Origin of the sequence: Acinetobacter beijerinckii CIP 110307, from assembly GCF_000369005.1 — a bacterium.
In the GTDB taxonomy this organism is placed as follows: domain Bacteria; phylum Pseudomonadota; class Gammaproteobacteria; order Pseudomonadales; family Moraxellaceae; genus Acinetobacter; species Acinetobacter beijerinckii.
Genome location: NZ_KB849765.1, coordinates 1,532,757 through 1,548,889 on the forward strand (window position 1 = coordinate 1,532,757; position 16,133 = coordinate 1,548,889).

Below are 16,133 nucleotides of genomic sequence, written 5' to 3' on the forward strand. Positions count from 1 at the left end.
TAAGCTAAAGCCTCCTTTTTCGGGGGCTTTACTATTTTGATTTGATCGAAAATTACAACGACAGAAACAACTAATTTCACATTATAAATAATGATATGATGTCAGCATTCTGACAATTCTTGTCATTTTCTCCTTCCACCAAGATTTCCCGAGGCAATTGTGTCGTCTATTTCTAAGGTTAATGCGGATGCGCTAAAACAGGCTCAACAACGTATTCAACAAGATTTATTGACAGCATTGGCTGCATTTTCTATGCCTGAACCGTTAAAAGCTGCTGTTCATCATGTTGTTATGTTAGGCGGTAAGCGTGTCCGTCCAGCATTGTGCTATGCAACAGCTTCATTGCAGGCGAATCAAAACTTTGCAGCAGCACGGCGAGCAGCAGTGGCAATTGAATTAATTCATTGTTATTCACTGGCGCATGATGATTTACCTTGTATGGATAATGATCTATTACGTCGTGGTCAGCCAACATGTCATGTGGTCTTCGGTGAAGACACAGCTTTGTTAGCAGGTGATATTCTTCAGTCGATGGCATTTGAGATTTTAGGAAGTCGATTATTTGACGAACAAGGACAAGGTACAGAGCCTTCGATTGTTTTGAAGCAAATGCAGATATTAGCAACCGCTAGTTCAAAAATGGTGTGTGGGCAAGTATTAGATTTACAAGCTGAAGCTAAAAAGATTGATCAAGCTGAATTGGAAAATATTCATCGTAATAAGACGGGTGCTTTGATTCAAGCGGCAATTATGATGGGTGCTGTGACGATCTTCTCAGGTACAGACCAAGCAATTCCTAAGTTACGCCAGTTTGGTCAAAATATTGGTCTCGCCTTTCAAGTACAAGATGATATTTTAGATATTACAGCCAGTACGGAAACCTTAGGTAAAACTGCGGGTAAAGATGAACAAGTACAAAAGTCCACTTATCCAGCACTGATGGGCTTAGAACAAGCGCAAGCTTATGCACAAAGTTTGCATGATCAAGCATTTGAAGCCTTAGCTTTTTTCGGGAATGATGCTAAAGAACTTGTTGAAATTTCTCAATTCTTATTGGCGCGCCAAAGTTAATATTTATTTGATCAAATATACGTTCTTAATAAGTACTTAGAAAAATGAGTTAAATCTTAACTTTCAAACTTTATTTGGATAGTTATGCGATGTACATGATAGATGTTCAAATTGTTAGATACGTTGATAGCTCTTTTCTAGGGTAGGTTGAGTGTATATTAAGAGATGCTTCAAATCGAGAATGGCTGTTTATAGATAAGGTTGCTATTTTTTCAGATCAAAACTTACATTAAATCAGTCGATATCTAAAACAGAAGATGATTGCTTGTGAAATTATTCGTGAATGGATTGGGGCAGATGGGCTATAACGTTGCTTAATAACAACTGAACGACCTTGGGAGATCTCTGCTAAAGAGGGGGAGACTGAGTTTGAAGTATTTTATGATCAACTAAAATTAAAAACAGGCTTAAATATTTAAATTCATTTTAATAATAAAGGGATACCATCGAATGAATGAAGATGAATTAGAACAATTTGCACTTGAGTATGGGCAAGAACTTGCTTTTTCAATTCAGTCTCAACCTTTTGGACCAGACTGTGAAGTGTTTAAAGTTTTTGAAAAGATGTTTATGTTGGTTGGTACCTTTTCGGGCAAGTTGCTAGTGACTATCAAGTGTAAGCCTGAAAAAAGTTTAGAATATCAGGAATTGTATCCATCAATTTCGGCAGGATATCATATGAATAAGAAACACTGGATTTCCATCAAGAGTGGTAATGATATTACAGCAGATTTGCTGCAAGACCTGATTAAAGATTCTTACGATTTGGTGGTAGAAAAATTGTCGGTTAAAGATCGAAAACTGATTCACAATGTATAAAAAATAAAGCAGCGTTATCGCTGCTTTATTTTGATTAGAAATTGGGTTTAGTGTTTTCCCATAATCCCACGAATGGCATTGAGTACATCCGCTGGAAGTACCACAGTTTTTGCATTACTTGATTTAGATAGATCCTGCATTGCTTTCACATACTGCTCACCTAACAAGTAAGCTACAGGAATTTCTTTATCACCTACCGCACTTGTGACCATTTCAATGGCACGTTGCGATGCTTCTGCAAGAACTACCTGAGCTTCTGCATCACGGCGTGAAGCTTCCAAACGACCTTCTGCTTCAAGAATTGCAGCTTGCTTCTCACCATCAGCTTTGGTTACAGCAGCACGACGTTGACGTTCCGCTGCCGCTTGTTCTTCCATCGCAGTCTGCATAGTATTTGATGGTTTAATATCTTGAATTTCTACGGTTTTAAGTGTGATACCCCAGTCAGAAATATCTTCAGAAATAGCTGCTTTTAATTTCGCTTTGATATGATCACGAGATGAAAGAGCATCATCTAAATCCATTTCACCCACAATTGAACGAAGGGATGTTTGAACAAGATTTTGAATCGCCCAGATATAGTTCTCAATACCATATACTGCCTTTTCAGGTGTGGTTAAATTGATATAAGCCACAGCATTCATCAATAAAACAGCATTATCACGAGAGATCACTTCTTGTGATGGAATATCCAAAACAATATCTTTGGTGGTGATTTTATAAGCAACTTCGTCTACATACGGAATCACAAAATTCAGACCCGGAGCCAACGTCGTATGGTATTTACCTAAACGTTGAACAATCCATTTATAACCTTGGGGAACAATACGAACCCCTTTAAAAATGGTTATACCTACAAAAGCGAAAAATGCTAAAACAACAATAGTACCGACAGACATGAAAAACCCTCTTTGTATTTATGCCATATTATGTGGTTGGACAACTAAGTCGTTACCCAAAATATCAACGACTCTAACTCGGTCACCGACTTGTACTGGAGTCGTACAACGGCAATTCCATTCATCTGAACCTAAAACAGGCATTGGAAAACGAACAATGATTTGCCCGTGTTCTAGTCCAGTTTGAATCACCATACCGACTTGACCGATAGTAGACTCCCGCGATAAACCCGCTTTGGTTTTATCGATAGAAAGTGGTTTGATAAATTTAAACCAAAGAATTGTGCATAAAATAGATAAAACACCCCAAGTAATCACTTGAGTGGTGAAACCCATCATTGGGAAAAGCCACAGTAAAATACAGACCATGACAGCTGCAATACCAAACCATAATGCGGCGAAAGCAGGCAGAATTAACTCCGAAAGAATCAATAAAATCCCTAATACAAACCAGTGCCAAGGTTCAACTACAAATTCCATAGATTTGCTCGTATCGTTAGAATGAAATAGAGGTGAAAAAATATTCACCTCTAGCACTGTAACAGATGATTATCTTTATGAATATATAAAGATAATGAATGTGTTTTAGAATTTTGCTCGTGGAGCAGGTTTGAATGCAGCGGGGGATTTTTTGAAGTTAGTAATAGCCGTACGAATCGCGGTAATTTTGGCTTGAGCTGCTTTTTCACCTTCTAGAATAGCTTGGTTACTAGATTTAAGGTCAAGCACACCGAGATGCCCAACTTTAGGTTGAATCACAACAGTTGCTTGATTCAACTCTTCATTAATACTTTGCTGACCCATAATATTAATGGTTTGATCCAATAATCCCCACATACTAAGTGGTTTATCACCTGTTGGACGCGCTGAAATATCCACGGCAATGACAATATCTGCACCCATATCTTTTGCAGTTTTCACTGGAATTGGGCTCACAAGTCCGCCATCAACATATTTTGTATTACCAATGACAGCAGGGACAAATACATTTGGGATACTGCAAGATGCACGAACGGCTTGTCCAGCATTACCTTTAATAAACTCTGCTTTTTTACCATTGTCTAGACGTGTCGCCACTGCTGCAAAACGAATCGGAAACTTTTCAATTGGCTTATTTGCAACTTGGGCATTGACATAGTTTTGTAGTTTTTGACCTTGAATAAAACCTTGACTATTTAAGGTCAAATCACGAATGTCTGATTCTTGCAATTTGAGAGCAAGACTTTGCATTTGATACGGTGTTTGCCCACTCGCATAAATACTACCGACAAAGCTACCCGCGCTCGTACCCGTTACGATTTTTGCTCTGATACCATGTGATTCTAAGACTTTAATCACACCAATATGCGCGAACCCTTTTGCACCGCCACCGCCTAAAGCAAGCGCAATTACAGGTTCACGTGCATTGATCGTTGTAGTGGGTGGAGTTTTCTTTGTTACTTGATCACAACCAAATAAAGCCAAGCTAACTACAGCTAAGCAAGAGAGACGAGCAATATTCATATCAAATGCAGATAAAATGTACAGAAAAGATGGCACATCAGAGCAGATTTACCCTTAATTTTCTAGTCTTTTTTCACTAGTTTTTGTAAGGGTTTCGCTAACCAATCTGGATTTTTAGGTGAGAAATGTCCGACATAATATTGCATAATTTTTTCAAGATCTTGCTGATAGTGTCCAGTGGGAGTGAAACTTCCTAAGCTGTATATGATTTTATGATCATAATCAAATGCAAACATCACAATTGGAATGCCAGCAGCATGAGCAATGTGATAAAAACCACTTTTAATTTTTTCGGCTTGTTTCCTTGTACCTTCTGGCGCCATTCCGATCCAAATTTTATCATGCTGCTGAATCGTCGCGACGACTTGTTCAGTTAGACCATGCGCACTTTCACGTTTTACTGGAATCAGTCCCGCCCAATCCAAAATTGCTTTGAATGGCGGTTTAAACAACGTATCTTTTCCGAGAACTGTGACTTTTAAGCCTAAGCCACCAATGGCTAGAAAACCATACCAACCATCAATATTTGAGGTGTGTGGTGAAATTATTGCTACGGCTTTCGGTAGATTCGGAATATCACCTACGACTTTCCAACCTTGACTCAAAAAGATCTTTTTGCACAAGGCTCGACTATAAGCTGTTCCACGTTGTGGAACTAACGGAGGTAAATCTGGAAAATACTGTGACATAAATTCAGAAATATAATAACGACTAAAAACTATGTTAAACGCGGATGACAGTTGCTGCATTGGCAAAAAATGAGATTTTGTAACACTGAATATGAGAGGATTAGGCAGTTAGAATTATTTTCTTATCAGTGGAATGCGAAGAATGCCTAATTTTCAACAGGTCTATGTTTTATTATTTTCCTTGTATTGGGCTCAAGGATTACCTGTTGGTTTTATGACGCATGCTTTGCCTGTAATTTTAAGAGCACAAGGTGTTTCATTGGCACAAATTGGTGGTTTTGGATTACTGATGCTGCCTTGGTCAATCAAAATATTATGGGCACCATTTGTTGACCGTCATGGCCTTTCATCTTTTGGACACTATCGCAGTTGGATTTTGCCTACCCAATTATTGAGTGTCTTGATTCTTATTGTATTGTCGTTTTTTCCTATTCAAGCCTTAGATCAACCCAGTTATCTCTTGGTTTTTTTCACATTACTATTGCTCATGAATTTAACTGGCGCAACACAGGATATTGGTACGGATGCGCTCGCTGTTCATTTGTTAAAAGGGGATCAGCAGCATTGGGGTAATACATTTCAAGTGATTGGTTCGCGACTTGGCTTCATTGTGGGTGGCGGTGTGGTTCTATGGTGTCTAGACTGGCTGCAATGGCAGACGACTTTTCTGATGCTTGCAGGTATTGTTTTCTTAAATACTCTTCCGATTTTGTTTTATAAAGAAATTCCACATGTTGTTACTGCCACGCCTCTAGAAAATACAAAGCTAACTTTGCTCCAAGCAATCCATCAATATCTAGATTACTTTAAGTCCACGCCAGAGTTAAAAGCATGGTTATGGGTATTGATTAGTTTTAAGGTGGCGGACGGTTTAGCAGGGCCTTTGTTGAAACCGTTGATGGTGGATATGGGCTTGAGTTTCTCGCAAATCGGTATTTACATCACTATGTTTGGTGCATTGGCAGCACTTATTGGTGCTGCTTTCGCAGGGATATTACTCAAACATTTTTTGCGTGTACATGCGTTGATATTTTTTTCAATTTTAAAAATTTTCAGTTTAATTGGATATGTGGTTTTAGCTTACATATATGAACATCAACTTACGGTAAAACCGATATTTTTGTATATGGTCAATGCGTTTGAAGATGCCTGCTCAGCGATGCTCTTAGTGGTGATGCTGACCTTGATCATGCAATACAGTCGTAAGCAATTCGCTGGTACGGATTTTACTTTTCAAGTTTCAATCATGGCAACAGTCAGCGGCTTACTATATTTAATGAGTGGTGTAATCGGTGACTTACTTGGATATTATCGATATTTAGTCTTGATTTGTGCTGCTGCTATTTTGTGTCTATTGCCTATTTTATATTGGAAAAAAAATATAAGTTAGAAATGTATTTTTATTAGAATTTTATTTTAAAAAAAATACACCAGCAAAACTTCTTCAACTCGCAAAATGTGATTTTGTGATCTATTTCATATTTATTGATAATCTTAGAAATAAGGGATATGTTAAATTTTTTAATGGAAAATTAAACTAAAACTAGATAAATAATCTATTGAAATTTAGAATAATTTAGAGTTTATCTTTTTCTAAAAATTTTGTTTTTCAGCCGATTCGCTCTGTGCTTAAAAATTAAACTTTAGTCGAAAATGGAATAAATTAATAAGATTTTAATCGTTTTGTCATATAAAGTTAATGTGTAGGATTTGTTACAAATTTAACTAGGATGTACACAATGAAAATCAAAATTGTAACAGCAGCAGTGCTCAGTTTACTTGCAACTTCAACTTTTGCAGCACCAACATTCTATGGTGAAATTGATGCAAGTGTTGATTATTTACCAGAAAAAAATGCAACAAAATCTAATAAAGATGTTTGGGAAATCAGTTCAAATAGTTCGTTTGTCGGTTTGAAAGGCGATGAAAAATTAACAGATCGTTTAAGTGCTATTTATGCGATTGAATGGGCTTTTAATGCAGATGGCGACGGTGATGATTGGAGCAAACGTAATCGTTTTGTTGGTTTAAAAGATTCACAACTCGGTGCTGTTAAAATCGGTGCACATGACACGCCAGTCAAGCAATTGTCTAGTGTAGTTGATACCTTCAATAACTATGTTGCCAATAAAGCCGACATCACAGGTATTTTCTCGGGTGAAAACCGCGTCTCTAATGTCGTGGTTTATGAGTCACCATCAGTTAAATTGTTAGACGGTGCATTTAAATTTAATGCTTTGCTTGCTACGGGTGAGTCTAGTGGCATTAAATCTGACAAGGGTGTTGTTAAAACAGCTGGTCGTGGTTTAGGTGATGCTTGGTCGGCAGCAGTGACTTATGAAAATCCTTTGGTTGTAGCGGGTATTGGTTATGACAAAGCAATTCCAAGTAATTTCTTAGGACGTGGTTTTTTAAATGCTTCAGATAAAGCGATAGCAGGAGAGCAATTATTTGCTGCTGCAAATACAGTGCGTGCTATTGGTAAATTAACACCACTTGAAGGTTTAGCATTAAAAGCACTTTATCAGACCTCTGAGGTAGAAAAAGCGACAGGTAATGCAGCTGGTTCGGAAAATATTGATGATGCACAAGGCTGGTTATTAGGCGCTGAATATAATCTTCCACAAGCGAAAAATTGGACAGTAAAAGGTCAATATAGCCAAAATGACACAAGTTTTAAAAATAATACGGCTGACTTTAAAGCGAAGCAAATTATTGCTGGTGCGGACTATGCATTTACTAAACAAGTTAAAACTTACGGTTATGCTGGTTATTTAACACTTGAGCAAGCAAGTAAAAAAGATAAACAACCTGTTGCAGGTTTAGGTTTAGAATTTAAATTCTAATTTGCTTGTTTTGAAAAAGAGCCTCTAAGTCTTCTTAGAGGTTTTTTATTTAATATAAAAATCTGTTATAGAATGAAATGTGATTTTAGAAACGACTCTTACGTATTTTAAAATAATAAATAGATAATGATTAGCCAAAAGCGAATGATTATTATCAAAACAAAAGATGTTTTGGTTAATCAATATTTTTTGAAAAATAAAAAAACAAGTTCAGCATTTTAATATCCAATTAAGTCATTTTTAAGTTTTAATTTTTATCTTAGCCCTGCTAAGAATTTTCTTTTCAGATTGTGATTATGAAACTACTACAAAAATTTAAGTTGCAGCCTATCTCGCTACTCACATTTAATGTGTTGTTGGCGATATGGTTAGGTGTTTTTTTAAACGTTGAGTTTTATCAAAAAATGCAATCGCTTACGCCTTATCAAGGAGTCAAAGCAGGCTTTTTTGTAGTAGCTTCAATCGTTGTTATTGTTTCCTTATACACATTTATTTTTCAGTTGATCAATTGGAAATGGACTGCTAAACCAATTGCAATTGCTTTGGTATTGATTGGTGGCTTTGCTTCTTACGCCGTGAGTACACTCGGTGTCTTGATTACATCTGATCAAATCCAAAATCTCATGCAAACGGATTTAGCTGAAGCACGTGATACATGGTCTTGGCAGTTGGTTGTGTGGACACTTGGCATGACGGTATTGCCGATTATCGCAATCATCTTAGTCAAGTTCAAAGCAGAACCAGTTTTAAATCAGTTGATTAAAAAAGTGGTTGCTTCTGTGGTTTCATTGGCGATGGTGGGTGGTCTGCTTTTTGTTTTCTATGTCGATTTTGCTGCAATATTTCGTGAAAATCGTGATTTAAAAAGCATGATTTCACCTCAAAATATGATTGCTTCATTTGTGTCATATTATAAAAAGAAAGCACCGAAAGAAAATTTACCTCTCATGCATTACGGTGTAGATGCACAAATGGTAAAAGCCAAGAATGCAAAACGACCTAAATTGATGGTTCTGGTGGTGGGCGAAACGGCACGTGCTGAAAATTTTTCACTCAATGGTTATGAAAAAAATACCAATCCAAAATTGGCGAAACAGGATATTTTAAATTTTTCACAAGTGAGTTCTTGTGGTACTGCCACGGCAGTTTCAGTTCCTTGCATGTTCTCTGGCATGCCTCGTAAAGAATATGATGAAGCTTTGGCAAGTCATCGCGAAGGGTTATTGGATATTGCCAATCGAGCAGGTTATAAAGTGACTTGGATTGACAATAACTCAGGTTGTAAAGGTGCATGTGATCGCGTGGGTGAATTTAAAATTCCTGAGCCGATCAAACAAAAGTGGTGCAAAGATGAAGAGTGTCTAGATGATATTCTGATCGATAGTTTGAAAGCATATTTAGCAACTATTCCGAAAAATGATACACAGCCTCGTCTGATTGTACTGCATCAGATGGGGAGTCATGGTCCTGCATACTATAAACGTATACCTGATCAGTTTAAGGTTTTCAAACCAACCTGTGATACCAATGCGATTCAAGGCTGTTCAAGAGAAGCATTGTTAAATAGCTACGATAATACCTTGTTATATACAGATTATGTTTTGGATACCCTTATCGAAACATTGAAAAACACAACCCAATATGAAACAGGTTTATGGTATTTATCTGATCATGGTGAGTCGACTGGCGAAAGTGGTATGTATTTACATGGTGCTCCATATGCAATCGCGCCATCTCAGCAAACCCATGTCCCGATGCTGATGTGGTTTTCAAAAGAATGGAAACAACAGGCTGATCAGCAAATAAAATGCCTAGCTAAGCAGCATGATAAAACATTGAGTCAAGACAATTTATTTCCAACAATGCTGAGTTTACTTGACGTTAAAAGCAAAGTTATTGATACAAATAATGATATGTTAGCAACATGTGCTAACTCATAAGGTGAGATGAAATCATGACAAAAATCTTGATGATCGAAGATGATTTTATGATCGCAGAGTCAACATTGACACTGTTGCGATACCATCAGTTTGATGTGGAATGGGTTAATAATGGGGTCGATGGGCTTACATTATTATCTAAGCATGCTTTTGATTTGGTGCTATTAGATTTAGGTTTGCCATTGATGGATGGAATGCAGATTCTGCGTCAAATTCGTCAACGCAGTTCATTGCCTGTGTTAATTATTTCAGCCCGAGATCAACTGCAAAATCGTGTCGATGGACTCAATCAAGGTGCAGATGATTATTTAATTAAACCTTATGAGTTTGATGAGTTGTTGGCACGAATTAACGCTTTATTGCGTCGTGGTCAGGTTGAAACAGCACAATTAAAAAGTCAGTCGCAATTATTAAAAAATGGTGATTTGGTTTTAGATGTTGAACAGCATTTGGCGACTTATAAAGGTCAACAAATCGAGTTGTCGAATCGAGAGTGGGCGATTCTGATCCCGATGGTCAGTCATCCAAACAAAATATTTTCAAAGGCAAACTTAGAAGATAAGTTGTATGATTTTGATAGTGAAGTGACTAGTAATACAATAGAAGTTTATGTGCATCACTTACGTGCGAAGTTAGGCAAAGACTTTATTCGTACCATACGTGGACTGGGTTATCGGATGGGACAATCTTAATTATTATGAAAATATCCAAGCAACATTCACTTAAAAGTAGACTGATCTGGGGAACGTCTATTTTTAGTCTTTTGCTTGGATGTTTATTAATTTTTACCGCTTATAAAATTGCATTACATGAAGTGGATGAAATATTAGATACGCAAATGCAGTACATGGCAGAGCGTTCTACATCACAGCCTCTTTCACCCTTGGCAAGTCGAGTAGAGTTACATCGAACCTATCATGAGGAAGATCTGCTCGTTGATATTTGGGCATACAAAGATCAAAGCCATTTATGGCATCAAACTCACTTGCTGATTCCACCTGTTAAAAAAGCCGGTTTTTATAGCCAAGAAACCGCACAAGGTAAGTGGCGACTGTATGTAATTCCACTCAAAGATTATCAGATTCAAGTGAGTCAGCAGGAGAAAGTACGCCAAGCTTTTGCTTGGGAGCTGGCTGGAAGTATGTTTATTCCTTATATCTTGCTGTTACCTTTCGCAATTTTAATTCTCGCTTTTATTATTAATTTGAGTTTAAAACCATTAGATGATTTTAAAACTGAATTAACCCAACGCGATTCTGATGGCTTGTCACCCATAGATAGTCAAGAATATCCTCAAGAGTTGATCCCCACCATTGAAGAAATGAATCGTTTATTTGAGCGTATCCAACATGCCCAAACTGAACAAAAGCAATTTATTGCCGATGCTGCTCATGAGTTAAGAACCCCTGTGACGGCGTTAAATCTTCAAACTAAGATATTGATTAGTCAATTGCCTGAACATGAGTCATTACAGAATTTAAGCAAAGGCTTGGCACGTATTCAGCATTTAGTTACGCAGTTACTCGCTTTAGCAAAACAAGATGTTGGTCTGAGTTTAGTAGAACCACACACGGTTTTTGTGCTGAATGATGTTGTTCTAAACTGTGTTGAGCAGTTGGTGAATCTAGCGATGCAAAAAGAAATTGATTTAGGCTTTGAGCGGAATGATGCAATTGAAATGCAAAGCCTTGAGTCAACTGTCCATTCAATTATCTTTAATCTGATTGATAATGCGATCAAATATACGCCTCCTCAAGGAGTGATTAATATCGCCGTATATAGTGATTCAGAAAATTATGCCTGTGTACAAATCGAGGATAGCGGTACTGGGATTGATCCTGAAAATTATGACAAGGTGCTGAAACGTTTCTACCGCGTTCATCATCATTTAGAGGTCGGAAGTGGTTTAGGCTTATCTATCGTGGATAAAGCGACCCAACGTCTTGGCGGAACATTAAACCTTTCAAGAAGTATTGAATTAGGTGGTTTGTCGATTTTAGTACGATTACCGAAGAAACTTGAACATCATTAGAAATCGCATTAAAAATGCGATCTTATGAATTTGTTGGCAGAGAATGTTCTTTCAAGTAACGCAGAAAAAGCACACATTTTTGAATGCGTTTACCATCATTACCGACTCGGCTCACATTCAATTTGAGCACCCAATTTAAGCGTTTACCTACTTTGCAGATATCGCTATACACTTGTGGTTCAGCAAGTAAGGCTTGATAAAGAATATGACTGGCTTTTTCGAGTTGTTCAAATTCAAAATGATAAGCTGTAGAAAATATAAATAAGAGCCAATCACGAACAAAACAATCATGCAAACTTAAAACGTCTTGTGGGTCTGTTTCAAAATCAATAAATGTAAATTGATGTTGTTGATCAACTAAGATATTTCGAGCAAAAGCTTCGCTTAAATATCCATGTTGTTGATGTATATCTGAAATTGCTTGGATTGCTTGGGTAAATAAAGAAAATCTTGCTTCAGGATTATCTTTATAACTCCCTAGTAGTTGATCAAGTTGGCTGACGTGGCTGTTGCGTTGTACGCCAATATCTTCAAGCAGAATTCCTTGATCAGATATAGCCAAGACATTTGGAGTGGAAATCCCGAGTTGTTTTAGCTGATTGATACGGCGAAATTCACATTGAATTGCTTTTGAACCACCCTGATTAGGCACAGGCATAATTGCGCCTAAATTAAATATTTTCGCAAGCCATTTCAGTGGGGTATATAACCATAGACCATGACGTTCAGAAGCTTTCTTTAACCATACTTTACCAGTACTTAATTCATATGCTTGGATAGAATCGTGTTGTGTAGTAACTGTGGTTTCTAAAAATTTTTGAAAATCATCCATTCGTCGTCATCAGTCCTAAGTGATTTTACCCTTTTACAATTGAGGCTCACTTTACCACATTCGCAGGAATTGGGGGAAAGCAATTACGCTTGGCGAAGCGTAGATGATATTGATAGCTAAGGATATAAACAGCAAAATTGATTGCTAAACAAATCCAACCTGTCCATAGATTATGACTGATAAAATGAGCCCCACGCATCATTTGTGCCCATCCCATTGCGAAGCCTAAAATCAAGCTTGCGCATAAATAAAACCATGCTCGATTTTTATGATTTAAGCGGTAGACAAAGAAACCAGTGATGAGGGCAAAGCCTGTACTAGCATGTCCGCCTGGAAAGCAATGACCAGCCGTTGAGCTAAAATCCCAAACAAAACCAGTCGTCGTTTGCTGTGTCATATCCCAAGGACAAGCATGCGATGAATGAGCTTTCATGAGTCCAATGACACATGTACATAGCATACTGACCCAAAACATATAGCCATACTGCCAGCGCTTAGCTTTGATTTTTTCGACTTTAAAAGACAAAATCCATAGTGCAAAAAAACTGATATATACAGCAGTAATTAGTTGTTTGACATAAGTATGATTCAGTTTAGCTAAGTACCAATTATTCTTTAATGCGAAATCACCAAACGTTCCGACCCAAGGTTGAATGAGAGATAAGTCAATCGCTCCATCAACAGGGAACACCCAAACTAAGATAAAAAAACTTAGCAGTAAAATGCATGCAGTGATTACAAAAAAAGGTGTTTTCAACATCATAATATCTACGAGGTAAGGCGGAACAATATACTTTTTATTAAACTGTTTTATTCTTAAACATCGCTTAAAAAATAAAAAAAAGCGGCATCATAGCCGCTTGAAAAATAAATAAAAACTAGAACATCGACTCTTCAGAATTTGCTGAAATTTTATGAATTGAAAGATCCGCACCACGATATTCATCTTCTTGCGAAAGACGAATGCCCATAGTTGCCTTTAAAATGCCATAAACAATAAATCCACCTGCAAGCGCAATAAAAATGCCTAAGCCTGTACCAATAATTTGAGAAATAATCGATACACCACCTAAACCGCCAAGCGCTTGTTGACCAAAAATACCTGCTGCAATACCACCAAAAGCACCACATACTCCATGTAAGGGCCAAACACCAAGTACATCATCAACTTTGAGTTTATTTTGAGTATAAGTAAACAGATAAACAAACATCGCTCCAGCAGCGCTACCGATGACCAGTGCGCCAATTGGGTGCACAATATCGGAGCCAGCACAAATAGCAACTAAACCTGCAAGCGGACCATTATGTAAGAAGCCTGGGTCATTTTTACCCATAAAGTTTGCAGCTAAAGTTCCGCCAACCATTGCCATAAGCGAGTTAATGGCAACTAAGCCCGAAATTGCTTCAACACGTTGCGCACTCATGACATTAAAGCCAAACCAACCGACGATTAAGATCCATGAGCCTAAAGCGAGAAATGGAATTGAAGACGGTGGATGCGCACTAACACGTCCATCTTTTTTATATCGACCATTTCGAGCACCAAGCAAAATCACCGCAGCCAATGCGATCCAACCACCCATGGCATGTACAACCACTGAGCCTGCAAAGTCATGGAAACTTGCACCAAATGAGCTTTCAAGCCACTTTTGGAAACCATAGTTGCCATTCCAAATCATTCCTTCAAAGAAAGGATAGATCAGTGCTACCAACAGCAATGTTGCGATGGCTTGCGAACGCATTTTGGCACGCTCTGCAATACCACCTGAAACAATTGCGGGAATCGCAGCTGCAAAGGTCAGTAAAAAGAAACAACGCATTAAGTTGTAACCATGATCAGCAGCTAAGGCTTCTCCTGCATGGAAAAAATTTTGTCCATAGGCAATCCAATAGCCCACAAAGAAGTAGGCAATTGCTGAGATTGCAAAGTCAGTCAAAATTTTACTGAGTGCATTGACTTGGTTTTTATGGCGCACTGTGCCCAGTTCCAAGAATGCAAAGCCAGCGTGCATTGCCAATACGAGTACTGCACCGAGCAGTAAGAAAAATAGATCTACGTTTTGCATAGTGGTGCTCAAAAAAAGTGCTAAATTATATTTCAGTGCAAATATTTGATTCGTTTTCTGCACCAAAATAGATTTAGTAAATCTAAAAACTAGAGCAATCTTAAAAATGCTCATTTTGATATGATTTAATAAGCAAAAAACGCACCAATTTAGAAAATAAATTGTAATTTTGGTGAAAAGTGGTGCATTTCGAATAAAAATAGCGCAGTTTAAGCTTTAGATTGCATGAAATATTGAAACTGATTGATCAACTTACTTAGTCATCCAGATATAAACAGCATTATGAATCTTATTGATTTAGCAAAAATAACAAATTGCTTTATGCTCAATAGAAGTTTAATTCCTTCCTTATTTGATTATTGCTACACTTTTTCTTTTTCGGGTGGGTGAAGTATGTCCTTTGATCTCAAAGTCAGTTTAAAGCAAAGGGCTGAATCTTCCTCACAGCATAAAAAGCTGAATCGTCTGATTGATCAAATAGAACAGCAAAAAATCAGCCTTGCCACATGGCTAAATGCGCAAGCTGAGATTCAACAGCACACACGGCAAAAGCTGATGCCTGTGTATAGTGAGTTGCATGAAATCTTGTTTCAGCAATTGCAACAGCTCTGGAATTTGTTGCACAGCCATGAATTTTCTAAATCTGATATGCAACAACTCGATGAAAAAATTGCTCAGCTTGCCCAATTGTTAAAGCGTTCCAAAATGCTGAAGGATGAACAGTTAAAGCTGGTACAGCAGATTGATATCTTTTATCAGCAACATGCACAGCAATCATCGAAAAAGAATAAAAAAGTACAGTCTGCCAAGTTCGAACTTAATGAAAACTTTGATCAAAATATAGAATTAGATGAAGATGACTTTGAACAATATGCTGCTGAGCAGCAACAAGCTCGTGAACAAGCCAAACAGTTAAGACAGCAACAAAAGCGAGAACAAGCTGAGCAGATGGCAGCGCAATCGTTGAAAACCGTGTATTTAAAAATTGCTGCCATGATTCATCCTGACCGTGAGCAAGATGAAACCAAGAAAGAGGAAAAAACTGAATTGTTTCAACAGGCGAGTCAGGCATATGAACAGCAGGATTTGTTTTATTTACTCAAACTTCAATTACAGCTTGAACAAAATAAAGGTGTCGGGACGAAAGAGTTATCGGCGGAGCAAGTGAAGTTTTATAAACTGGCTTTGGATGCACAGAGTCAGCAGTTGGAAAGCCAAATTGAAGAAATTTTTGATTCTTTTCAGTTGGCTAAGAAAGTAAAGGCTGAGCATCTGCATATTAGTGATGTATATAAAGCCATAGATGCGGACTGTGCTGAGTTAAAGCAGCAATTGAAGTGGGAAAAAGAGCGTTTAAAGCATATGAAAAAGCTGAGTGGGGTAGAGAAGTTGTTGGAGCATGGGGTTTTGTAATTTTATCTCACTCCAACCTTCTT

General features: G+C 37.6%; 15 protein-coding genes. 8 read left to right on the forward strand and 7 right to left on the reverse strand.

The window, feature by feature from the left end; translation table 11 throughout:
- The first annotated feature begins 159 nt into the window (after positions 1-159).
- Together F933_RS12780 and F933_RS12785 are read left to right on the forward strand one after the other, a co-directional pair.
- Positions 160-1,071 carry a polyprenyl synthetase family protein gene (locus F933_RS12780; protein WP_005061741.1) on the forward strand — a complete coding sequence of 304 codons (912 nt, stop codon included), beginning with the start codon at positions 160-162 and terminating at the stop codon, positions 1,069-1,071.
- A gap of 450 nt (positions 1,072-1,521) precedes the next feature.
- Positions 1,522-1,890 carry an MmcQ/YjbR family DNA-binding protein gene (locus F933_RS12785; RefSeq protein WP_005061743.1) on the forward strand — a complete coding sequence of 123 codons (369 nt, stop codon included), beginning with the start codon at positions 1,522-1,524 and terminating at the stop codon, positions 1,888-1,890.
- Positions 1,891-1,937: 47 nt separating this feature from the next.
- Here F933_RS12785 and F933_RS12790 read toward each other — a convergent pair whose 3' ends face one another.
- The 4 genes from F933_RS12790 to F933_RS12805 form a co-directional block, all read right to left on the reverse strand.
- The gene (locus F933_RS12790) at positions 1,938-2,789 is read right to left on the reverse strand and encodes an SPFH domain-containing protein (RefSeq protein ID WP_005061745.1); all 852 of its coding nucleotides are present in this window, start codon (positions 2,787-2,789) and stop codon (positions 1,938-1,940) included.
- 18 nt (positions 2,790-2,807) lie between these two features.
- Positions 2,808-3,269 carry an NfeD family protein gene (locus F933_RS12795; protein WP_005061748.1) on the reverse strand — a complete coding sequence of 154 codons (462 nt, stop codon included), beginning with the start codon at positions 3,267-3,269 and terminating at the stop codon, positions 2,808-2,810.
- Positions 3,270-3,374: 105 nt separating this feature from the next.
- A complete protein-coding gene (locus F933_RS12800) occupies positions 3,375-4,292 on the reverse strand; it encodes a patatin-like phospholipase family protein (protein ID WP_005061751.1) in 918 nt (305 codons plus the stop codon).
- 62 nt (positions 4,293-4,354) lie between these two features.
- Positions 4,355-4,981 carry a 1-acyl-sn-glycerol-3-phosphate acyltransferase gene (locus F933_RS12805; RefSeq protein WP_034710867.1) on the reverse strand — a complete coding sequence of 209 codons (627 nt, stop codon included), beginning with the start codon at positions 4,979-4,981 and terminating at the stop codon, positions 4,355-4,357.
- A 142-nt stretch (positions 4,982-5,123) separates the two neighbouring features.
- Here F933_RS12805 and F933_RS12810 point away from each other — a divergent pair, with 142 nt between their 5' ends.
- The 5 genes from F933_RS12810 (at position 5,124) to F933_RS12830 (ending at position 11,799) form a co-directional block, all read left to right on the forward strand.
- Positions 5,124-6,371: an MFS transporter gene (locus F933_RS12810; protein WP_005061756.1), complete on the forward strand. Its 1,248-nt coding sequence runs from the start codon at positions 5,124-5,126 to the stop codon at positions 6,369-6,371.
- A gap of 349 nt (positions 6,372-6,720) precedes the next feature.
- Positions 6,721-7,827, forward strand: a complete 1,107-nt coding sequence (locus F933_RS12815; protein WP_005061758.1) for a porin — start codon at positions 6,721-6,723, stop codon at positions 7,825-7,827.
- A gap of 296 nt (positions 7,828-8,123) precedes the next feature.
- Positions 8,124-9,767 (forward strand): phosphoethanolamine transferase, encoded by a 1,644-nt coding sequence (locus F933_RS12820; RefSeq protein WP_005061761.1) that lies wholly within the window; start codon positions 8,124-8,126, stop codon positions 9,765-9,767.
- Positions 9,768-9,781: 14 nt separating this feature from the next.
- Complete coding sequence (locus F933_RS12825) at positions 9,782-10,459, forward strand: DNA-binding response regulator PmrA (protein ID WP_005055752.1); 678 nt, start codon at positions 9,782-9,784, stop codon at positions 10,457-10,459.
- A 5-nt stretch (positions 10,460-10,464) separates the two neighbouring features.
- Positions 10,465-11,799 (forward strand): ATP-binding protein, encoded by a 1,335-nt coding sequence (locus F933_RS12830; protein WP_005061764.1) that lies wholly within the window; start codon positions 10,465-10,467, stop codon positions 11,797-11,799.
- A 22-nt stretch (positions 11,800-11,821) separates the two neighbouring features.
- Here F933_RS12830 and F933_RS12835 read toward each other — a convergent pair whose 3' ends face one another.
- From F933_RS12835 to F933_RS12845, 3 genes are all read right to left on the reverse strand, one after another.
- On the reverse strand, positions 11,822-12,631 hold the full coding sequence (locus F933_RS12835; protein ID WP_005055747.1) for an RIO1 family regulatory kinase/ATPase domain-containing protein: 810 nt from the start codon (positions 12,629-12,631) through the stop codon (positions 11,822-11,824).
- A gap of 46 nt (positions 12,632-12,677) precedes the next feature.
- Positions 12,678-13,394 carry a phosphatase PAP2 family protein gene (locus tag F933_RS12840; protein WP_005061767.1) on the reverse strand — a complete coding sequence of 239 codons (717 nt, stop codon included), beginning with the start codon at positions 13,392-13,394 and terminating at the stop codon, positions 12,678-12,680.
- Positions 13,395-13,509: 115 nt separating this feature from the next.
- On the reverse strand, positions 13,510-14,697 hold the full coding sequence (locus F933_RS12845; RefSeq protein ID WP_005061768.1) for an ammonium transporter: 1,188 nt from the start codon (positions 14,695-14,697) through the stop codon (positions 13,510-13,512).
- Between the two features lie 393 nt (positions 14,698-15,090).
- On the opposite strand from F933_RS12845, the gene F933_RS12850 reads away from it, so the two are divergent.
- The gene (locus tag F933_RS12850) at positions 15,091-16,110 is read left to right on the forward strand and encodes a hypothetical protein (RefSeq protein ID WP_005061772.1); all 1,020 of its coding nucleotides are present in this window, start codon (positions 15,091-15,093) and stop codon (positions 16,108-16,110) included.
- The last annotated feature ends 23 nt before the right edge of the window (positions 16,111-16,133 follow it).